The sequence below is a fragment of the Rhodospirillaceae bacterium genome (assembly GCA_016712715.1).
In the GTDB taxonomy this organism is placed as follows: Bacteria; Pseudomonadota; Alphaproteobacteria; order Dongiales; family Dongiaceae; genus Dongia.
Genome location: JADJQM010000002.1, coordinates 1169967 through 1188483 on the forward strand (window position 1 = coordinate 1169967; position 18517 = coordinate 1188483).

General features: G+C 63.4%; 23 protein-coding genes, 1 tRNA gene and 2 pseudogenes. 15 read left to right on the top strand and 11 right to left on the bottom strand.

The features are described from left to right. Positions 1 to 158: 158 nt before the first annotated feature. Positions 159 to 233 (bottom strand) — tRNA-Gly (locus IPK59_16480). A gap of 222 nt (positions 234 to 455) precedes the next feature. Between IPK59_16480 and IPK59_16485 the strand changes: the two are divergent. The 5 genes and pseudogenes from IPK59_16485 (at position 456) to IPK59_16505 (ending at position 3443) form a co-directional block, all read left to right on the top strand. Next, positions 456 to 1030, top strand: a pseudogene (locus IPK59_16485) (prolyl-tRNA synthetase associated domain-containing protein). A 107-nt stretch (positions 1031 to 1137) separates the two neighbouring features. After that, positions 1138 to 2070: a thioredoxin gene (gene trxA, locus IPK59_16490; GenBank protein ID MBK8160294.1), complete on the top strand. Its 933-nt coding sequence runs from the start codon at positions 1138 to 1140 to the stop codon at positions 2068 to 2070. Between the two features lie 22 nt (positions 2071 to 2092). Beyond that, positions 2093 to 2788: an LON peptidase substrate-binding domain-containing protein gene (locus IPK59_16495; GenBank protein ID MBK8160295.1), complete on the top strand. Its 696-nt coding sequence runs from the start codon at positions 2093 to 2095 to the stop codon at positions 2786 to 2788. A gap of 36 nt (positions 2789 to 2824) precedes the next feature. Further along, on the top strand, positions 2825 to 2998 hold the full coding sequence (locus IPK59_16500; GenBank protein MBK8160296.1) for a Trm112 family protein: 174 nt from the start codon (positions 2825 to 2827) through the stop codon (positions 2996 to 2998). A 1-nt stretch (position 2999) separates the two neighbouring features. Then, a complete protein-coding gene (locus IPK59_16505; GenBank protein MBK8160297.1) occupies positions 3000 to 3443 on the top strand; it encodes a DUF971 domain-containing protein in 444 nt (147 codons plus the stop codon). Between the two features lie 49 nt (positions 3444 to 3492). Here the strand turns inward: IPK59_16505 and IPK59_16510 are convergent, their stop codons facing one another. Both IPK59_16510 and IPK59_16515 read right to left on the bottom strand, forming a co-directional pair. Further along, positions 3493 to 4050 (bottom strand): YbhB/YbcL family Raf kinase inhibitor-like protein, encoded by a 558-nt coding sequence (locus IPK59_16510; protein MBK8160298.1) that lies wholly within the window; start codon positions 4048 to 4050, stop codon positions 3493 to 3495. Between the two features lie 86 nt (positions 4051 to 4136). Then, a complete protein-coding gene (locus IPK59_16515) occupies positions 4137 to 4979 on the bottom strand; it encodes an AraC family transcriptional regulator (GenBank protein MBK8160299.1) in 843 nt (280 codons plus the stop codon). A gap of 136 nt (positions 4980 to 5115) precedes the next feature. Between IPK59_16515 and IPK59_16520 the strand changes: the two genes are divergently transcribed. Then, on the top strand, positions 5116 to 5502 hold the full coding sequence (locus IPK59_16520) for a cytochrome-c oxidase (protein ID MBK8160300.1): 387 nt from the start codon (positions 5116 to 5118) through the stop codon (positions 5500 to 5502). A 7-nt stretch (positions 5503 to 5509) separates the two neighbouring features. On the opposite strand, the gene IPK59_16525 is transcribed toward IPK59_16520, so the two are convergent. Then, complete coding sequence (locus tag IPK59_16525; protein MBK8160301.1) at positions 5510 to 5854, bottom strand: antibiotic biosynthesis monooxygenase; 345 nt, start codon at positions 5852 to 5854, stop codon at positions 5510 to 5512. After that, entirely contained in the window at positions 5851 to 6198 is a 348-nt protein-coding gene (locus tag IPK59_16530) for an NIPSNAP family protein (GenBank protein MBK8160302.1), read from the bottom strand. The genes IPK59_16525 and IPK59_16530 overlap by 4 nt, the downstream gene beginning before the upstream one ends. 173 nt (positions 6199 to 6371) lie before the next feature. Here IPK59_16530 and IPK59_16535 point away from each other — a divergent pair, with 173 nt between their 5' ends. Beyond that, entirely contained in the window at positions 6372 to 6743 is a 372-nt protein-coding gene (locus IPK59_16535; GenBank protein MBK8160303.1) for a cytochrome-c oxidase, read from the top strand. Positions 6744 to 6819: 76 nt separating this feature from the next. Then, a complete protein-coding gene (locus IPK59_16540) occupies positions 6820 to 7584 on the top strand; it encodes an SDR family oxidoreductase (protein ID MBK8160304.1) in 765 nt (254 codons plus the stop codon). 133 nt (positions 7585 to 7717) lie between these two features. Here IPK59_16540 and der read toward each other — a convergent pair whose 3' ends face one another. Genes der through IPK59_16555 form a run of 3 tightly spaced genes read right to left on the bottom strand, consistent with a single transcriptional unit; the run spans position 7718 to position 11235 of the window. After that, positions 7718 to 9142: a ribosome biogenesis GTPase Der gene (gene der / locus IPK59_16545; protein ID MBK8160305.1), complete on the bottom strand. Its 1425-nt coding sequence runs from the start codon at positions 9140 to 9142 to the stop codon at positions 7718 to 7720. Positions 9143 to 9180: 38 nt separating this feature from the next. Beyond that, on the bottom strand, positions 9181 to 10533 hold the full coding sequence (locus IPK59_16550) for a PQQ-binding-like beta-propeller repeat protein (protein ID MBK8160306.1): 1353 nt from the start codon (positions 10531 to 10533) through the stop codon (positions 9181 to 9183). A gap of 36 nt (positions 10534 to 10569) precedes the next feature. Further along, a complete protein-coding gene (locus tag IPK59_16555; protein ID MBK8160307.1) occupies positions 10570 to 11235 on the bottom strand; it encodes a tetratricopeptide repeat protein in 666 nt (221 codons plus the stop codon). A gap of 240 nt (positions 11236 to 11475) precedes the next feature. Here IPK59_16555 and IPK59_16560 point away from each other — a divergent pair, with 240 nt between their 5' ends. The 5 genes and pseudogenes from IPK59_16560 (at position 11476) to IPK59_16580 (ending at position 15154) form a co-directional block, all read left to right on the top strand. After that, positions 11476 to 11832, top strand: a complete 357-nt coding sequence (locus tag IPK59_16560; protein MBK8160308.1) for a hypothetical protein — start codon at positions 11476 to 11478, stop codon at positions 11830 to 11832. Positions 11833 to 11938: 106 nt separating this feature from the next. Then, positions 11939 to 12274 carry a DUF2794 domain-containing protein gene (locus IPK59_16565; GenBank protein MBK8160309.1) on the top strand — a complete coding sequence of 112 codons (336 nt, stop codon included), beginning with the start codon at positions 11939 to 11941 and terminating at the stop codon, positions 12272 to 12274. Between the two features lie 222 nt (positions 12275 to 12496). Next, positions 12497 to 13051, top strand: coding sequence for a GcrA cell cycle regulator (locus IPK59_16570; protein MBK8160310.1), 555 nt, complete (start codon positions 12497 to 12499; stop codon positions 13049 to 13051). An 869-nt stretch (positions 13052 to 13920) separates the two neighbouring features. Beyond that, a pseudogene (locus IPK59_16575) lies at positions 13921 to 14200 on the top strand (hypothetical protein). A 303-nt stretch (positions 14201 to 14503) separates the two neighbouring features. Beyond that, on the top strand, positions 14504 to 15154 hold the full coding sequence (locus IPK59_16580; GenBank protein MBK8160311.1) for a hypothetical protein: 651 nt from the start codon (positions 14504 to 14506) through the stop codon (positions 15152 to 15154). An 80-nt stretch (positions 15155 to 15234) separates the two neighbouring features. On the opposite strand, the gene IPK59_16585 is transcribed toward IPK59_16580, so the two are convergent. From IPK59_16585 to IPK59_16595, 3 genes are all read right to left on the bottom strand, one after another. Further along, positions 15235 to 16308 carry a glycosyl transferase family 2 gene (locus IPK59_16585; GenBank protein MBK8160312.1) on the bottom strand — a complete coding sequence of 358 codons (1074 nt, stop codon included), beginning with the start codon at positions 16306 to 16308 and terminating at the stop codon, positions 15235 to 15237. A gap of 77 nt (positions 16309 to 16385) precedes the next feature. Further along, the gene (locus IPK59_16590; protein MBK8160313.1) at positions 16386 to 16790 is read right to left on the bottom strand and encodes a cell envelope integrity protein TolA; all 405 of its coding nucleotides are present in this window, start codon (positions 16788 to 16790) and stop codon (positions 16386 to 16388) included. 85 nt (positions 16791 to 16875) lie between these two features. Beyond that, on the bottom strand, positions 16876 to 17505 hold the full coding sequence (locus tag IPK59_16595) for a TetR/AcrR family transcriptional regulator (protein ID MBK8160314.1): 630 nt from the start codon (positions 17503 to 17505) through the stop codon (positions 16876 to 16878). Positions 17506 to 17626: 121 nt separating this feature from the next. Between IPK59_16595 and IPK59_16600 the strand changes: the two genes are divergently transcribed. Further along, entirely contained in the window at positions 17627 to 18301 is a 675-nt protein-coding gene (locus IPK59_16600; protein ID MBK8160315.1) for an NAD(P)H-binding protein, read from the top strand. Then, positions 18298 to 18513, top strand: coding sequence for a hypothetical protein (locus IPK59_16605; GenBank protein MBK8160316.1), 216 nt, complete (start codon positions 18298 to 18300; stop codon positions 18511 to 18513). The genes IPK59_16600 and IPK59_16605 overlap by 4 nt, the downstream gene beginning before the upstream one ends. The last annotated feature ends 4 nt before the right edge of the window (positions 18514 to 18517 follow it).

Sequence of the window (18517 nt, forward strand, 5' to 3'; positions counted from 1 at the left end):
GGCTTAACGGCGGGGGGCGGACATTGTTCCGCCCCCTTTGCTCTCGAGGCAGAAAAGACCAATTCGGCCCCCCATGCGGCCCCCGTAGGCGCAAATAGGAGACCGCCCGCAGAAGCGGGAAGCTCACCTAACTTATTCAATTATTTTAGATTTCAAACTGGAGCGGGCGAAGGGATTCGAACCCTCGACCCCAACCTTGGCAAGGTTGTGCTCTACCCCTGAGCTACGCCCGCACCCTGTTTGCGCGGCCCGCGATGCCTTGGCGTCACGAGCGCGGCGCATCATACGCATCGCCGCCGCATTTGCAAGTGGGCTTATTCTGACGCCGAATCAAGGGTTCAGGGAAATTGCTCGATTCCGGCCAGGGCCAAGCCCGGGCGGAATCAGCCCCATTATCAGCGGGCGCCTTCCCCGGCTATACCCGGCGTCACCACCGCTCACGAAAGACCCACCCGATGTCCGAGACCGAAGCACCCATCGACCGCGCCGCCGAAATCGCCGCCGCCATTGCCGCGCAGAGTGCCATTCCCACCAGCCCGGCCCAGCTGCTGGCGCGCCTCGCCGCGCTTGGCATCACGACCCAAACCACCGACCATGACCCGGTCTTCACGGTCGAGGAAAGCCAGCAGGTCAGCGGCGATATGCGCGGTGGGCACATCAGAACCTGTTCCTGCGCAACCGCAAGGAAGAGATGTGGCTGGTGACGGTCGAGGAAAACCGCCGTGTCGATCTGAAATGGCTGGGCGAGAAGCTGACCGGCGAGACCGGCGGGGCAGCGAAGCTCTCCTTCGGCTCGGCCGACCGCCTCATGACCTATCTCGGCGTGATCCCGGGTGCCGTGACACCCTTTGCCGTCATCAACGACAAGGCGAAGAAGGTGAAGATGGTGCTGGACCGCCATCTCCTGGGCTGCGACCCGGTCTTTGCCCATCCGCTGGTCAATTTCAAAACCACCGCGATCGCACCAGCGGACCTGCTGGCGTTCCTGGAGGCCGAAGGGCACAAGCCGCAGTTGCTCGACTTCGCCTAAGTACTTGACCTCATTCGATTTAGGGCTTTCGGCTCCATGGTTGATTCAGGGGCCGGAAAGGCCCATTTATAGAGCCAAATCTCGTTAGCTTTTGGGAGTAGACTTTGATGGACAATTTGATTGGCGCCAGTTCGGATCTGGCAGGCGCCGCGGCCGCCGACCTCGTCAAGGACAGCAGCCAGCAGACGTTCAAGGCCGATGTCATCGATGTCTCGATGCAGGTGCCGGTGATCGTCGATTTCTGGGCGCCCTGGTGCGGGCCGTGCAAGCAGCTTGGTCCCGTCCTCGAGAAGGTCGTCAAGGAAGCGCGCGGTGCCGTGCGCATGGTCAAGATCAATGTCGACGAGAACCAGCAGCTCGCCGGGCAATTGCGCATCCAGTCGATCCCGGCGGTGTTCGCCTTCTTCCAGGGCCGACCCGTCGATGCCTTCCAGGGCGCGCAGCCGGAAGGCCAGTTGAAGGCCTTCGTCGGCCGCCTGGCCAAGCTTGCCGGCGGTGAAGCGGGTCCCTCGCCGATCGAGGAAGCGCTGGAACATGCCGAGGAAGCCCATGCCGCCGGCGATCACGCCACGGCGACCGAAGTGTTCGGCCAGATCCTCGAACATGAGCCGGAGAATCTGAAGGCGATCAGCGGCATGGTGCGCTGCCTCATCGCCCTGGGCGAATTGGAGCAGGCGGCCGAGTTTCTGGGCCACACGCCCAAGGACAAGTTGGGCGATCCCGCCATCGCCGCCGCGAAGGCGCAGCTCGACGTGGCCCAGGCCGGGCAGAAGGCCGCCGGCCAGTCCGATGCCTTGCGCGCGCGCGTCGATGCCAATCCGAAGGATCATGAGGCGCGTATCGAACTTGCCCAGGCGCTGTTTGCCACGGGCGACAAGGAAGGCGCGGTCGATCAACTGCTGGAAAGCATCCGTATCAACCGCGCCCATAACGAAGAGGCGGCGCGCAAGCAGCTCGTCACCTTCTTCGAGGCGTTGGGGCCGATGGATCCGCTCACCCTGAGTGCTCGTCGGCGTCTTTCGTCGCTGCTGTTCTCGTAAACGCCGAACGGAGGCATCACCCATGCGGCCCGGCCCCAGCAATCTCGGCCCTTTCGACCCCGGCTATGCCGACCTGCCGACGGAATTGCCGATCTTTCCGCTGACCAACGCGCTGCTGCTGCCGGGCGGCCGCCTGCCGTTGAACGTGTTCGAGCCGCGCTATCTCGCCATGGTGCGCGCGGCGCTGCAATCGCCGGACCGCCTCATCGGCATGGTGCAGCCGATCGATGCCAATGCCGACCGCAACCTGCAGGCCGATCACCGGCCGGCGGTGCATCAGGTGGGTTGCGCCGGGCGCATCGTCTCCTTCGAGGAGACGCCGGACGGGCGCTACCAGCTCATTCTCTCCGGCCTCATCCGCTTCCGCATCAAGGAAGAACTCCCCATGGCCAAGGGCGGCTATCGCCGCGTCGTGCCGAACTATCAACCCTTCGCCCATGACATGGCGGAACATGAGTTCCAACTGGCCGACCGGCCGCGCTTCCTTGCCATCCTGCAGGAATATCTGAAGACGCGTCAGGCGCGGCTCGACTGGAAGGGCATCGAGGAAGTGGCCGATGATGAACTGGTCGTCGCCATGGCACAAATGTCGCCGCTCGATCCGGAGGAAAAACAGTCGCTGCTCGAATGTCCCGACCTCGATGCCGTGGTCGAGATGATGGTGGCCTTGTTCGAGGTCCATGGCGTCACCAGCGGCGGCGAACACCGCCTGCACTAGGATTGGAAAAGCCCCGTGCCCGAGAACGACATCCTCATCGACCCCAAGCTGCTTGAGATCCTCGTCTGCCCGGTGAGCAAGGGACCGCTCATCTTCGACCGGCAGAAGCAGGAGCTGATCAGCAAGGTGGCGGGCCTCGCTTATCCGATCCGCGACGGGATCCCGATCATGCTGGTCGATGAAGCCCGCGCCCTGGACGGTGACGAGTAGCATGAGCGAGAAGATGGGCACCGATCATTGGCCGGTCGAAATCCGCCACCGCCAGGCGGAGAAGCTGATCGAGATCGAATTCGACGACGGCAACACCTATCAATACCCGGCGGAACTGCTGCGCGTGGAAAGTCCATCCGCAGAAGTGCAGGGCCACGGCCCCAGCCAGAAGACCATCGTGCCCGGGCGGCGCGATGTCGGCATCATGGCGGTGGAGCCGGTCGGCCATTACGCGATCCGCATCCAGTTCGACGACATGCACGATACCGGCATCTTCTCCTGGCGCTATCTCTACGATCTTGGCCGCGACAAGGAGCGGATCTGGCAGGGCTATCTCGACGCGCTGGCCGAACACGGCCTCAGCCGGGACCCGCGCGCGGCGAAGGCCCCGGCCCATGATCATGGCGGTGGTTGCGGCAGCGGCGGCTGCGGGCACAAGCACTGAAGGCCCTGGCGCGTCGCGCCTGTTTGCGCGGTGGCCGACGCAGCCCCGGTTATCTTCCCTGCGTCACCGTAAAGCGCGCTTCGCCCAGGCTGTTCGCCTTCGCCATGAAGCCGACCAGCGCCGGCGTCGCATCGGCATCCACCGGCAGCCTGTCCACTTTCAAGGCGGTCAGCGTGAAGACGTAATCGTGGACCTGACCTTCCGGCGGACACGGCCCCATATAGCCGGGCACACCCAGATCGCTGCGTGTTTCGAGCGCACCTGAAGGCAGGCCCGCCGCATCGCCGCTGACACCGCGCGGCAATGAGTCCGCCGTGACTGGGATGTTGGCCACCACCCAATGCATCCAGCCGATGCCGGTCGGCGCGTCCTCATCATGGATCATGAGAACGAAGCTCCTGGTGCCCTCGGGCGCATGCTGCCAGGTGAGGGCGGGTGAGAGATTGCGCCCGGTGCAGCCAAAGCCAAAGTTCTCGGAGAGAGCGAAGGCCGGCGGGAGCTTGCCATCGACAAGATCCGGGCTGCTCAGGGTGAAGTCCTCGGCCGCGGCCGTTCCAGCGAGGGTCGCCGACATCAGGACGGCGCAGAACAGGGTCGAAAAGCGCATTTCATGCTCCTTGTTGTGATGTGGGAGCATGGCACGCATCGACCTGTGAGGCGCTGCGGTGCCGATCAGATATTGCGCCGAAACGATCAATCTGCGGTGCGGATCGACGTCGGGCTGACGCCGAATCTGGCACGAAAGCGCGTGGCAAAGCGCGAGGCGCTTTCATAGCCGACGTCATGGGCGATCTCGCCCACCGATTTGTCGGTCACCTGCAGCAGGGTGAGGGCCAGCGACATGCGCAGGTCGGTGAGCTGCGCCGTGAGCGAGGTGTCTTCCGCCGCCAGGCGTCGGCGGAGGGTGGCCTCGCTCATGCCGAGCGCACCGGCGATGTCGGTCGCCGCCCAATCCCGCGCCGGCGCGGCCGAGAGCAAGGCGCGCAGGCGATGGGTCACGGTCGGTACGCGGCGTGTCGCCAGATGGAAGCCCTTATGCTCGACCCAGGCCAGCATCTCCAGGAGGCGTTGGGCGGCGATGCCGTCGGGGAGATCGCGCGCGGTGATGCTGGCGGTGCCCCGGTCGAAGGATTGGTGGAATTCCGCCGGCATGCCACGCAGCGCCAGATGGCCGGCGATCGCCGGTGTCATGCTGGTCGCGGCAAAGCGGTCGATGAGGGCCGGCGCCACCATCAGCCAGCTTGCCTCATAGGTGCCGCTCATACCGGGCCGGTTGATGACGTCATAGACGGTGCCGCCGGTGATCGCCACGGCGTCGCCGGAGCCAAGGACTGTTTCGCTGTCGCCCTGGCGCAGAACCTTTTCGCCCCGCCGCACCAGGATCAACACGCCATGGTCGATGACGAGACGCGCGAGCAACAGGTCGCGGCGCTGGACGACATGGCCGCAGGCGCCCAGTCCCACACGCTGTTCGATCCGCCGCGCGACCGCCGCCGCCGTCAGGGCGAGGTCGCGGTCGTGGCGGATGATCGGCAAGATTTCCGCTGTCGCCGCTTTTCCCATCGCCCGACTATAGGGGGCGGGATTTCCGGCGACAATCAGGGAACGAAGGGGCGATTTTCCGGTTCATCCTCTCGCCGCGCGGATCGCGCGCTTGCAAGAGGGGTTCTCCATGATCACGCGTGTCCTGCTCGCCGCCGCCACCATATACTTCGTGCTAGGGCTGGCGCTGGGCCTTCATATGGGCCTCATCGCCGATTACCGCCTCTGGGTGGTCTATGCGCATATCGCCGGTCTCGGCTGGCTCGGCCGCGGCCTGGTGGGTGCCATCTATCTCGCCCAGCCTGCCCTGGCGCAGACGGTCTTCGGCTTGGCTCATTTCTGGCTGCACATGATCGGGCTGCCGGTCCTGCTCATCGGCCTCACCCTGACCCAGCTCGATGCCTTTGCGACCGGGCACCTCCTTGGCCTTGTCGGCATCATCCTGCTGCTCATCGGCGCGCTCGCCTTGCTCGCCAATCTCTGGACCTATGCCGGACGCGACGGCCAGCGGGCTTAGCGTGCGCCTAGCCATGGACCTCGCGGCTGTCACCGGGCGCCTCTGTGCGCTCGGCAAGGCCGTAATCGCGCAACACCTGCGTCACGCGCAGGCGATAGCCGGCGAACACACCATTGCGGCCCGCCGCCTGGGCCTGGCGATGTGAGTCGAGATTGCGCCATTGCCGGACGGCATGCTCGTCGCGGAAGAAGGAGAGCGACAGCATCTTGCCGGGATTGGTGATGCTCTGGAACCTCTCCACTGAAATGAAACCGTCGATCTTTTCCAGTTCAGGCTTCAGTTTCGCGGCGATGTCGAGATAGGCGTCGCGGTGCCCCTCGGCCGGTTCCACTTCGAAGATGATGGCGATCATGCTGGCTCTCCCTGGAAGGCTGGCCTCTGGTCGCGTGTTTCCGCGACATCGCGCAAGAATGTCCGTTCCTCGCGCAGGATGAAACGCTTTTCCTGCGCCAGAGCGAAATTGGCTTTCCCCGCCGCATCCGATCGCAGTCGCGCGCGATAGGTTTCGTAGGCGGCGAGGTCGGGGAAGGAGATCAAGCCCCAGGCGATGTCGTTGGTCCCTTCATGGGGCAGAAAATAGCCGATCAGATGCCCGCCACAGGCCGGGATGATGCGTCCCCAATTTTCCGCATAGATGCGGAAGGCATCGAGCTGGAACGGATCGATCTGGTAGCGGATGAAGACGGTGACGGTCATGGCTGGCTCCTGATTTACAGGCCATTTTTCTAGCCTGGATCCATGCGCCGATGCTTCGTCCGCGAACGAAGTATGTCATCATCCCTGTGATTGCGTTCACTGCCGGGGGGCGGTGCCTGGGCGATAGAACGCCCTGGTTTCGCAACGTCAATCACTTGGGGAGTTTTACCGGAATGGCTCATCGCCTGTTGAAAATCGCCGCCGTCTATTTCCTGCTCGCCGTCTGCCTCGGCGCCTTCATGGGCATCGCCGAGGATTTCGCGTTGGCAAGTGTGCATGCCCATCTCAACCTGCTGGGCTGGGTGAGCCTCGCCATCATCGGCTGCCTTTATCTGCTGAAGCCGCAACTGGCCGGCACGCGCCTGGCCCTGGTCCATTTCTGGCTGCACAATCTGGGTACGCCGGTTCTGCTCACCGGCGTCGCCCTCATCCATCTTGGCAACATGGCGGCGGGTGGGCCGCTGGCCGGCATCGGCACAATCGTCACGGTTGCCGGCATAGCGAGCTTCACCGTCAATCTGTGGCGCAATCTGGGGCGCGCCTGATCGAACTCGATTTGACAGGTGAAAACCTCCCCGGCTACGACTGGGGCGGTTTTCATCTCATCCGCGGAGTGCATGCATGATCAGCGCCGATCTCACCGGCAAAGTGGCCTTCATCACCGGGGCAGCGTCCGGCATCGGCTTGGCGACCGTCGAACGGCTCGCAGCCAACAAGGCCAAGGTTGCCATCAACGATCTGGCCGGCAATCCGCGCCTGGATGAGGTGGTCGCCCGGCTGACGGCAGAAGGCCATGACGTGGCGGCTTTCCCGGGCGATGTCTCGAAACCGGATGATGTCGATGCCATGATCCATGCCGCCGCCGATCATTTCGGGCGGCTCGACTATCTCGTCAACAATGCCGGCACGCCCGGTACGGCGGCCCCCATCCCGGTCGACGATTTTGCCCGCATGGACGAAGCCTTCTGGGCGAAGCTGGTCTCCATCAACCAGATCGGCCCCTATCGCTGCCTCAAAGCCGCGGCGCCGTATCTGAAAAGAAGCAAGGGTGCCGTGGTCAACGTGGCCTCGACCGCGGGCCTTGGCTATGGCGGATCGTCCAGTGTCTATGCCTCGACCAAGGCGGCGATCATCCTGCTCACCACCGAATGGGCCCATGCCATGGGGCCGGAGGTGCGCGTCAATGCGATCGCGCCCAATGTGGTCGACGGGTCCGGCTGGGATTGTCGCTTCGATCCGGACCAGCTCACAAAATATGTGGCGAAGCTGCCCTTGAAACGCCCCGGCACGCCAGCCGACTATGCCGAGACGATCTTCTATCTGCTGGCGGGTGCGCCCTACATCACCGGCCAGACCATCGTCATGGATGGCGGCGGGGCCAGGTGATGCCAGATACATCTGGCGTCATGCCCACACCTGGTGCGGGCATCCATGAGTTTGGGTATGGCGTGCAGAAACTCGTGGATGCCCGGGCCAAGCCCGGGCATGACGAACGAGTTAGCGACAGCGGTTAAAGCTACTAATCCCGGTCCTTGTCGTAGGGATTGTCCGTCCGGCGCAGAACCAGCCGGATCGGTGTGCCCGGCAGGTCGAACACATCGCGCAAGCTCTTCACCAGATAGCGGTGATAGCTCTCCGGCAGGTCCTCCGCCTTCGAGGCGAAGATCGCGAAGGTGGGCGGGCGCGTCTTGATCTGGGTCATGTAGCGGATCTTGATGCGACGGCCGCCGACCAGGGGGGGCGGATGCTGCGCGGTGATCTCGGAAAGCCAGCGGTTGAGCTTCGAGGTCGAGACGCGCTTGTTCCAGGTCACATAGATGTCGAGCACCGCCTGCATCAGCTTATCAAGACCGCGTTCGGTCATGGCGCTGATGGTGATGACGGGAATGCCCTTGGCCTGGGGCAGCGACCATTCGATGCGGTCATGGAGTTTCTTCAAGGCCGCGTTCTTGTCCTCGACCGCGTCCCATTTGTTGGCGGCGATGATGAGGGCGCGGCCTTCCTCCACCACCTGGCGCGCGATGGTGAGATCCTGCTTTTCCAGCATGTCGTTGCCGTCCAGCACCAGCACCACGACATGGGCGTATTGGATGGCGCGGCGCGTGTCGGCCCCGGACAGGCGCTCCAGTTTCTCGACCACGCGGGCATGACGGCGCAGACCCGCCGTGTCGATGAGGCGGATGGCCTGGCCCTTCCATGCCCAGTCGATGGCGATGGAATCGCGCGTGATGCCGGCCTCAGGGCCGGTGAGCAGCCGATCCTCGCCGAGGAGCGCGTTGACCAAAGTCGACTTTCCCACATTGGGCCGGCCGACGATGGCAAGCTGCATATGCTTGGGGGCCGGCGGCGCCTCGACGAAATCGTTTTCGCCGTCATCCCCGTCGAGATCGATCGGGGCCACTTCCTCAAGCTCGGCATCGGGATTGACGCCGGATTCCTCGCCGGCCTTCTTCAGCGCAAACGGCTCCAGCGCGTCGAAGAGATCGCCCAATCCCTCGCCATGTTCGGCCGAGAGCGGGATCGGCTGACCGAGGCCCAGGCTGAAGCCTTCATTGACGGCAGCACCGCCGACGCGACCCTCCGCCTTGTTGGCGATGAGGATGACCGGCTTCTTCATCTTGCGGATGATGCGCGCGAAATATTCGTCGATCGGTGTCACGCCGGCGCGGGAATCGAACACCATCAGCGTCACGTCCGATTCCTTGATGGCGGCCTCGGTCTGCTGGCGCATGCGCCCTTCGAGGCTTTCATCGACCGCGTCTTCGAGGCCGGCCGTATCGATCACGGTGAAGGTAAGGTCGCCCAGATGCGCCTCGCCATAGCGGCGGTCGCGCGTGACGCCCGGCGTATCGTCAACGATGGCGAGACGCTTGCGGATCAAACGGTTGAACAGCGTCGACTTGCCCACATTCGGGCGGCCGACAATGGCGACGGTCAAAGACATCAGTTCTGTAGCCGATCAATAAAAAAGTGGCGCCAATTCTACTTGAGCGCGATGAGGTCGGCGTCGTCCGACAGCATATAGACCATCTCGTTCGCCACCACGGGCGGCAGATGCGAGCGGTCGGGCAGTTCCTGCTTGCCCAGCAACGCGCCGGTATAGGGCGAGATCGAGAGGGCAAGTCCGTTCGAGCCCGTGACCAGCAATCGGTCGCCGACCAGCACGGGGCCTGACCAATAGACCGGATCCTCGCGGTCGACCATGTCCTCGAAGGGCGGCAAGGGGGTCAGCCATTTGACGCGGCCATCCTCGCGGGTGAGGCACACGACTTCGCTCTGCGAGGTCAGCACATAGATGAAATCGCCGGCTGCCCACGGCATCTGCGTGCCGCCCAGATCCTTGTCCCAATAGCGCTCGCCGCGGCGGATGTCGATCGCCGCCATGACGCCGCCATTGCCGATGGCGATGACGCGGTCGCGGTCGATGACCGGCCGGCCGCGAATATCGGAAAGGGCCGCGACCGAGGAGGTGCGCGCCTTGCCGGCAAGGCTGTCGGTCCACAGCGAGTTGCCGTTGACGACATCGAAGGCCAGCAATTCGCCGGAGGTATAGGCAGCGACCACGACATTGCCGAGCACGGTCGGGGTCGAGCCGCCAAGGAGGCCTGCTGCTTCCTCGACACCGGCATTCGACCAGAGCCTGCGCCCGTCATCGATGGCGAAGGCCACCAGCTGGTTGTCGATGGTGGTGACGAACACGCGGCCATCGCTCACCGCGGGGGCGGCGCGCATCGGTGCGGGCGCCTTGCCTTCCCAGATGAAAGCGCCGGTCTTGGCGTCGAGCGCATAGATCTTGGCGTAAGGGGTGGTGACGAAGACCTTGCCCTCGGCAACGGCGATGCCGCCACCGAACAGATCGTCATCCTCGTCCTCGGGCGTGAAATCCGCCTGCCAGAGCCTGGCGCCGGTGTTGGCGTCGAAGGCCCGTACCAGCGCCTCGGCATCCAGCGTATACACAATGCCCTCGGCCACGACCGGCTCGGCCAGCAGGCGGTTGGCGGAATCAGCCGAGGAGCCGATATCGGCCGACCACACTTCGCTGAGCACGTCGGAGCTTGCCTGCAGGTGATACATGGCGTGGCTCTGATTGCCGCCGACCTGCGCCCAGTCGGCATTGACATAGGGGCGCGGCAGCCGCACGGCGATGTCGTCGAGGGTCGGATCAGCCGCCAGGTCGCTGTTCAACTGCAGCACGGAAACGCGCTCGCCCGGCAGCGGTACTTCGGTCTTGTCGCAGGCACCGAGCAGCAGCGCCAGGGCAAGTCCGGCACCCAGCCATTTGGTCGTGTAAATGTTATTGGTGCTGCAAAGCCGATTGGGCCGTATCGCCGTCATGTTCTCAAAATTCCCTTTGGCTCAATCTTTGGTCGCTCACTCGGCGAGACGGTCCAGCATGATGGCGACGCGGTCCCGGAGATTGGCCGGCGTCGTCACCAGGCCCGCTTCGTCTTCCTTCTTGAAGCTGTCATCCAGCCCCTGGAAAATCTCCTTGGCCTTCGCCTTGTCGCCGGTCGCATAGGCGGCGAGCCCGGTGATCTCCAGCGCCGAAAAGCGATAGGGCTGGCCTTCGATGGTGAGGGACTGCGCCAGCGCGATAGCTGCATCCGCCTTGCCGAGGTCGAGCGCCACATAGCCGCCCATCAGGGCCGCGGCACCCTTGAGCGGCGCCGGGTAGGCGGCATCGCCGGCCATCGCGGTGAGGAGGTCGAGGGCCTGCTGCTTGTCGCCGGCCTTGAGGGCCGCATGGGCGAGGTCGAAGCGCGCCAGATTGGCAAAGGCGCCGCCGGCATGGATCAGCTGGCCCAGGACCTCAGGCGCCGATTTCGGGTCCAGCGTCGTCGCCTGCAGGGCGTTAAGATAGTCCGTGCCGGCTTTCTCCCGCGCCTGGCGGTCGTAAATCTGCCAGCCGGTCACCGCCGCGGTGCCGAGAACAATGAGGGCCACCAGCCCATAGACCAGATTCTGGTACTTCGCCCATAGCGCAGAGGCTGTGTCTCGGCGCAGATCCTCGTCGACTTCTTGAAAAATATCAGCCACTTATGACCCCTGGAACCCCGTAAGGCACACTTATTGCGCCCTGGATCGATGGACCAGGGCGGTTATTTGCGGGCTAACATACAAGGAAGCCCATCCCCTTGCCAACCAAGGCTTTGCCGCAGGGGCGCCCATCTGGGGACCGCGCTTGGCTGGAAGTGGAACGGTAATTGCTTCTATCTGACCGGTAAGTTTGGCAGAGGATCGATCGGGGTGGCTGAGATGGCACGGATGCAGTGGAAAATGACGGCTCTTCTGGCGGCGGCGGCGTTCCTGCCCGGCTGCGATACCACCACCATTCCGGCCTTTGTGTCCGGCACCACCGCCTATGCCGTGGTCGAGGGCGTCTCCCTCAACCAGACCGGCAAGACCGCCTCCGACCACCTGGCGTCGATCGCCACGGGCAATGATTGTTCGCTGATCGACTATACCAAGACGGGCAAATACTGCCGGACCGCGGCCGAGATCGCCCAGGAACAGGCCGAAAAGACCCGGCCCTATCCCGGCTTTTGCCACCGCCAGCGGGCCAATGTGGTCTGCTACGACACGCCCGATCGCACCGCCACCAACGAGGTCGACATCTATCCGGTGCCGCGCTGATCCGAGCTTTACGGATTCCCCGCTTTGGGCGACACTTTGCAGAGGCTCGGGCCTGACCCGAGTCGCCTGACCGTGATCATCCAACCGTGATCATCATAAGGACCGAATGGCGCAGCTCGTCCTTCTCAATGATTACCGCCGCCATGGCCGCCGGGTCTTCTTCAACCGCGACGAACTCAATCTTTTGCTGGGGATCTACAGCCGCAAGGTGGCCCATGCGGTCTGGCGCGATTACGCCATCGACCATCGCAGCAACATGGCTGTGTTTTCGGTCTACAGGCGGGCCCAGGAACAGCCGACCTTCGCCATCACCAAGGTGATGCTGCGGGGCGACAAGGATCCCAACTACATCCTTCTGGCCGGCAAACGGCAGATCAAATCCTCGCGGCGGCTCCCGGAACTCATCGATCATCTCGACCGCCAGCTCAATTTGGTGGACTAAAGGCCGCAGGCGAGGCCCCTGCCTGGGGGACCATTTCAGCCACGAACACCATATGTTCCAATAGAATCTGCTGTTATCCACAACATTTTGAGTTTCTCCCCTTGCCTCCCTGCATCTTGTGGGGTGAAATGCTGGTCACTCAACATCTTGAGCTGGCCCCGCCTTTGTGGCTTATGGCGCCAGCCATTATCGCCAGCACAGAACCGGTGGGGAGAAGACATCATGGAATGGACCGAACAGCGGATTGACATGCTGCGCAAGCTCTGGGGCCAAGGTCAGACGGCCAGCCAGATTGCGACACTTTTGGGCGGCGTCACCCGCAATGCGGTGATCGGCAAGGCGCATCGTCTCGGCCTCACCGGCCGGCCGTCGCCGATCAAGCGCGAAGGAACCGATGTGGCAGCACCCCGCCGCAAGCCAGCGGCCCAGCGCCGGCAGCAGCCGAGCCTGGCTCCCATGCCGCCGGCCCGCCATGCCGTGAGCCAGCCGGCCGCCGCCCAGGCGGAAGCGACTTTCGCCGGCGTCTCGGCTCCGCAGGCGCCCGCCGCCAGCGACTACACCGAAACCCGGGCCGAAACCCGGGCGCCGGCCATGCCGACCTCGCGCGCATCGGCGCCCCGCGCCGCGACCCAGACCGGGTCCAAATCCTGCTCCTGGCCGGTGGGCGATCCCAAGCAGCCGGGCTTCCATTTCTGCGGCGACGCCGCCGAGATCGGCCGGCCCTATTGCGCCCATCATTGCGCCATCGCCTATCACCGCAAATCCGAAGCGGCGTAACGGACATCCTTATCTGGGGACGGTGACCTTAAAAGGCGCCGAACCGGTGGGGGCCAAACTGGGGCGGTCAACCGAGGTTGACCGCCCCTTTTGCTTGCCTGCCGCACACGGGGCTTCACAAGGATTGGTCTCACGAAGGTGAGGCCCTGCCCTGTGTGATTGATATGGGGCGATCTGGAATGCCCCAAATGGTTGATTTAAAGCCGGCAAACACTGATTAACACATTGTTAATCATATAAAAATTTAGGATAAATTGCGGAAAATACAATGTGTCTCACTATAGTGTGAGAATGATAGCACACACTATGTTGCAGTCATATGACCACCCGCTCATGTTGATTCCTTAACGACCTGCGAATCGGCCGATATCCGCAATTTCCCGCGTTCGGCAACGCGCAGGCTTTCTCGGAGGGACACGGGAATCATGGCGAGCACACAGAGCAACAGTCAGGATGGCATCGGCATAGTGCCAGAGGGCAGCGGGACGATCCGCATCCAGGCGGTGCCGGGTGCCACAGTCAATCTGCCTTTCGGGGACAATGATATCGTTGCCCGCCTGGCTGAAAACGGCAATCTCGCCATTCGTTCCAAGGACCAGACCATCATTCTCCTGGGCTATGCCGAGGCCAACCAGATAGCGCCCATGACGATCACGACCGACGGTCGCCCGCTCGACATCGCCGATGTCATCGCTGCAACCGACCCGGCCCTCGATATCGAGACGGCGGCGGGACCTGCCGCCGGTGCGCCGGGTGCCGCCGGGGTCGACAATAATGGCGCCCTGTTCACGCCGTTTGAGCCTGGCCAGGGAGTCGGTGGATTTTCGGCCGTCGGTGGTCTTGATCCGACAGCCCTCGATTACGCCACCATCCAGCGCGCGGCCCCGCTCCTGATCGAGGAAGCAGAAGATGTGCTTGTCGGCCCGACCGGGGAGACAGGCGAAACAGGCGAAACTGGTCCAACGGGTGAAACCGGCCCAACGGGTGAAACGGGTAACCGGCCCAACGGGTGAAACAGGTGCAACCGGACCAACGGGCGAAACCGGCTCGACCGGCCCAACGGGCGAAACAGGTCCAACCGGCCCAACGGGTGAAACCGGGCCAACCGGCGAAACCGGTATGACCGGTGAAACTGGACCTTCAGGTGCCGCGCCAAAGGTTGTCGAGATCGAGGGTCTTGCCGATCCGGCGCTGCGGTCCGACTGGAACGACATTTCCAGCTCTTATCTGGCGCGACTCCCGGGCAACTTTGCGTCCGCCCCGAACTTCTACAACGGCAGCATCCTCAGCGGCGTCGATTCGAATGATGGTCTGCCGGTCCATGGCACGTCTACCAATGATCATCTGGCCGGCACGAATGCCGTCAGCCTTCTTCAGGGCGACGGTGGCAACGATACGCTTGAAGGCAATGGTGGCGACGATCAACTGTCGGGCAATGAAGGCCATGACGTGATGTATGGCGGTGACGGCAACGACACCATCCATGGCGGAGCCGACAGCGACTATCTCTATGGCGAGAACAGCGATGGTTCCGGCCAGGGCGATGACATCATCCACGGCGATGGCGGCAACGACATCATCGGCGGCGGTGACGGCAACGACACGATCACGGGCGATGACGGCAACGACCAGATCAATGGTGGCGCCGGCAGCGATCACATGAGCGGCGGCGCCGGCGGCGATGTCTTCTTCAGCGTCGACGATGCCGATCTTTCCGGGACCGGCCTGGTCGATGGGGGCGATGGCGACGACATTGCGTACATGGCGGATGTCACGATTCTGGGGACGGGCCAGGCTGCCCATATCCAGAATATCGAGATGCTCAACTTCGAGGGCGGGGCAGCCACCACGATCACCCTTGATGTGGCGAGCGTCCTCGGCATGACGGATGGCGATGACGTCCTTTACATCCAAGGCGACGCGGCCGATGCCCTGACATTGACGGGCGACTGGACCAAGGATCCCGATCAGTATCACACGGTTGCAGGCGGCAACTATGCGGATGCCGCCGAACACACCTATGCCCTTTACACATCGACGGTTGGCGGCAACACGGTGAGCGTCTATGTCGACACAGCGGTGCAGACCGACATCGCCCCCTGACGTCCACCGACACTGGCTGAAAAAGGAACAGGCGCCCACAATCGGGGCGCCTGTTTTCTTTCCGGATCGTTCGCGCGCGACTATTCCGTCCCGAAGATCCAGTCGCCATTCTTAATCAGGCGCGGATTGGCAGGCTCATATTCCAGTGCTTTGGTCAGCCATTCCCGCGCCAGATCCTTCTGCCCGTTGTAGAAGGCGCAGATGCTGCCGATGTCATAAGGGCCGACACCCCAGGCCTTGGCGTCGCGCGTATGGTCGCTGGGCATGCGGGTGATGGCAAGCGCCCGGTGCACGGCCCAGACGCCGCCCGGCCAATCCTTCTGGTCCATGCAGAACTTGGCAAAATCATGCCATGGCTCGCGTGCCAGCGGCGCTTCGGCGCAGGCCTGCAGATAGGTGGCGCGCGCCTCGTCAATCTGGCCGAGCGCCTTCTGGCAGCGCGCGATATAGCGCATCGAGGCCGAGCGTTCCGCTTTCCAGGTGGTGCGCGGCAGTGAGAGATGCCGCTTCAACTCGGCAATCGCCTCGTCGTATTTCTTGTAGAACATCAGCTCGCGGCCGTAATAATGCGCCAGGCGATCGTCGCTCGGATCTTCCGCGGCGGCACTTGCCAGCATCGGCAGATACTGGCCGCGCGATTTTTCGTCATCGGGCAGGTGCCGCATGCGCACACCATCGCAGCTCACCACCCGCTCGGTGGTGCCGGGCACAGGCACCAGCAATTCATGGATCGGATATTTCCACTGATAGCCATGCCGCTGGTGGACGCGGCTCGAGAAGAAATGCCGCTTCGCGACACCATCTGCGCCTATATCGATCTCCAACGGACCGCGCAGGCGCGTGGTGCCGGGGACCCAGGCTTCCAGCAGGGCCTCGCGCCAGCCCGGCATCAGCACCTCGTCCATGTCGAGTGACAGACAGATATCGGCATCGGCCGGCAGCAATGCCAGGGCCGCATTGCGCGCGACGTCAAAACGCCAGGGCCTGACCGAGATGGACTGCACGTCGATCCCCGCCTTGATCAACTTCACCACGGTTGCATCGGTCGAGCCGGTATCTGCCACCAGCCGGAAATCCGCCGCCGCCGTGGCCTCGGCCCAGCGCTCGACGAATTTTTCTTCATTGAGGGCGATGGTGTAGACGGCGATTTTCATGGACGTACGCGGTCTCTGCTTGTCGAAAGGACAATCAATCTAACCAAGCACGCGCCATCTGGCAAAGAGTCGCAGACTTACCAGTCCATCTCATCAGGATTGAAGCGAAGGCGGATTGCCGATGGATAGTTCCCGCTCGGGAATATCAATGGGCTGGCGATCAGGACCGCACGGCGTGCCGATTCCGCCGATTGACGACAGGCATCGCTGAACTCGTCGCCCGTGGGCATGTCGACCTTTGTGACGGTCCCGTCCGGGTCCAAGGCAATGCGCAGTTCAAGGACCTTGCCGCACTGTTGGAAGACGTAGGGGTCCACGTTCCAGTTCCGCACGACCTGCTCGTTGATCGCCTCGTCATCGTATTTGATCGCAGCGCTATCGTCTCTGGTCATGGGTCCAGTCGACGTCAGTTCCTCGGCCATAGCCGGCGGGAGCGATATCAGCAGTGCCACAAGCAGCGCCGCAAAACGAAAGATCTTCATGGCGCTCGCTCCAGAGGATTCGGTGGATGCCCAATGATAAGCAGCGGATCGGCAATGACAACGAGAAAGCGAAGCCACTCCGTCGCTAGGCCTTAAGTTCGTCCACCCCCAGCAGCCATTCGGCATGGCGGGTGAGGGCCGTGATCGGGCCGCCGCCATGGCCGATTGTCTGCAACGAGACCCCCGCACCGTCGAGCAGCATGAGGAGCTGGTCGGCGATCATGTCGGCGCGCTTCAACCCGGCCTTGCGGCAATTTTCGGCAAAGCGCCGGCGCATGCCGCGCTTATGATCCTCGATCACCTGGCGGCCGGGATGGCCGGCTTCCGGAATCTCGATGGCGGCATTGGTGATGGGACAGCCGCGGCTCTCCGGCCGCTCCATCTGCCGGCCCATGTCTTTGAGCCAGGCGAGGATATGACCGCGCGGATCATCGGCATGCCTGGCGCCGATCCGGTCCCAGCCGGCCTCGATCTCGGCTGCCACCTCGCGCAGGTATTCGGCCACCAACTCGTCCTTCGAGGTGAAGTGGCGATAGAGCGTCATCTTGTTGGTGCCGGCGGTGGCGGCCACCGCCTCGACGCCCACGGCGCGGATGCCCTGGCCATAGAACAGCGCGTGGGCCGCCTGCAGAATGCGCTCGCGCGGCGGCATGTCGGCGAGGTCGACAGCCGGCGATGGTATCTTGCGGGCAGGGCTCGTTTTTCGCGTCGCCATGAAATGTCACTTGACGTTGATGTTACCGATCGGTAACAGTACGCACGTTACCGATCGGTAACATACACGAATTCGGCCAGAACGCGACAGGTTTTTCGCAGCGGCCATCAAGGAGAACGACATGAAAATCGGTGTGACGGGTGCAAGCGGGCAGTTGGGTGGCCTGGTGTTGGAAAGCCTGCTTGGCCGGGGTATTGCCGCAACCGACATCGTGGCGTTGACCCGCGACCCAGCGAAGCTTTCGGCCTATGCCGCCAGGGGTGTGACAGTGCGCGCCGGCGATTTCGACAAGCCGGCGGACCTGACCGCGTCGCTCCAGGGCGTCGAGCGATTGCTGATCATCCCGGCCTCCGATCTCCGTCCCGGCATCCGCACGCCGCAACATCGGAACGCGGTCAACGCCGCGAAATCTGCCGGCGTGAAACACGTCATCTACATCTCGACCATGGGTGCTCATCGCGGGCAGGACCTGTTCGCAGCGCATCTCGAGACCGAGCAGGCGATCTACGCCTCTGGCCTAGCGTGGACCATCCTACGCATGGGCATGTATTACGACAATCTGTGGATGGGCTCGATCGCTTATGCGCTCAGCGCCGGCGTCTATGCCGCGACCGCACCGACCCCAGCCGCCAATGTCGCGCGCAGCGATGTGGCCGCGGCCGCCGCGGCGCTGCTTGCAAGCCCGGGCCATGACAGCTTCCTCTATCATGCGACCGGACCGGCTTCGCAAACCCCGGCCGAAATCGCCGCGACCATTGCCGAGGTCTTCGGCAAAAGGTCGAGGCCGTCACCGTGACCCAGGATCAGTTCAACGGCGCGCTGAAGGGTGCGGGCCTGCCGGATTTCGTGGTCGATGCCATCGGCGGCATAGAAGAAGCCCGCGCCAAGGGATTGCTCGATGTGGTGACCCACGATATCGAACACCTCACCGGCAAGAAGGCGCTGACCCTCGCGCAATATCTCGCCAGCACGAAACATCTCGCCGCCGCGACGGCCGCGGCGCACTGACGGG

Bases quoted from the DNA above. Each gene is read 5' to 3' on its own strand.
- trxA (MBK8160294.1), top strand. From the start codon at position 1,138: ATGGACAATTTGATTGGCGCCAGTTCGGATCTGGCAGGCGCCGCGGCC.
- IPK59_16495 (MBK8160295.1), top strand. From the start codon at position 2,093: ATGCGGCCCGGCCCCAGCAATCTCGGCCCTTTCGACCCCGGCTATGCC.
- IPK59_16505 (MBK8160297.1), top strand. From the start codon at position 3,000: ATGAGCGAGAAGATGGGCACCGATCATTGGCCGGTCGAAATCCGCCAC.
- IPK59_16510 (MBK8160298.1), bottom strand. From the start codon at position 4,050: ATGCGCTTTTCGACCCTGTTCTGCGCCGTCCTGATGTCGGCGACCCTC.
- IPK59_16520 (MBK8160300.1), top strand. From the start codon at position 5,116: ATGATCACGCGTGTCCTGCTCGCCGCCGCCACCATATACTTCGTGCTA.
- IPK59_16525 (MBK8160301.1), bottom strand. From the start codon at position 5,854: ATGATCGCCATCATCTTCGAAGTGGAACCGGCCGAGGGGCACCGCGAC.
- IPK59_16530 (MBK8160302.1), bottom strand. From the start codon at position 6,198: ATGACCGTCACCGTCTTCATCCGCTACCAGATCGATCCGTTCCAGCTC.
- IPK59_16535 (MBK8160303.1), top strand. From the start codon at position 6,372: ATGGCTCATCGCCTGTTGAAAATCGCCGCCGTCTATTTCCTGCTCGCC.
- IPK59_16540 (MBK8160304.1), top strand. From the start codon at position 6,820: ATGATCAGCGCCGATCTCACCGGCAAAGTGGCCTTCATCACCGGGGCA.
- der (MBK8160305.1), bottom strand. From the start codon at position 9,142: ATGTCTTTGACCGTCGCCATTGTCGGCCGCCCGAATGTGGGCAAGTCG.
- IPK59_16550 (MBK8160306.1), bottom strand. From the start codon at position 10,533: ATGACGGCGATACGGCCCAATCGGCTTTGCAGCACCAATAACATTTAC.
- IPK59_16560 (MBK8160308.1), top strand. From the start codon at position 11,476: ATGACGGCTCTTCTGGCGGCGGCGGCGTTCCTGCCCGGCTGCGATACC.
- IPK59_16565 (MBK8160309.1), top strand. From the start codon at position 11,939: ATGGCGCAGCTCGTCCTTCTCAATGATTACCGCCGCCATGGCCGCCGG.
- IPK59_16570 (MBK8160310.1), top strand. From the start codon at position 12,497: ATGGAATGGACCGAACAGCGGATTGACATGCTGCGCAAGCTCTGGGGC.
- IPK59_16580 (MBK8160311.1), top strand. From the start codon at position 14,504: ATGTATGGCGGTGACGGCAACGACACCATCCATGGCGGAGCCGACAGC.
- IPK59_16585 (MBK8160312.1), bottom strand. From the start codon at position 16,308: ATGAAAATCGCCGTCTACACCATCGCCCTCAATGAAGAAAAATTCGTC.
- IPK59_16590 (MBK8160313.1), bottom strand. From the start codon at position 16,790: ATGAAGATCTTTCGTTTTGCGGCGCTGCTTGTGGCACTGCTGATATCG.
- IPK59_16595 (MBK8160314.1), bottom strand. From the start codon at position 17,505: ATGGCGACGCGAAAAACGAGCCCTGCCCGCAAGATACCATCGCCGGCT.
- IPK59_16600 (MBK8160315.1), top strand. From the start codon at position 17,627: ATGAAAATCGGTGTGACGGGTGCAAGCGGGCAGTTGGGTGGCCTGGTG.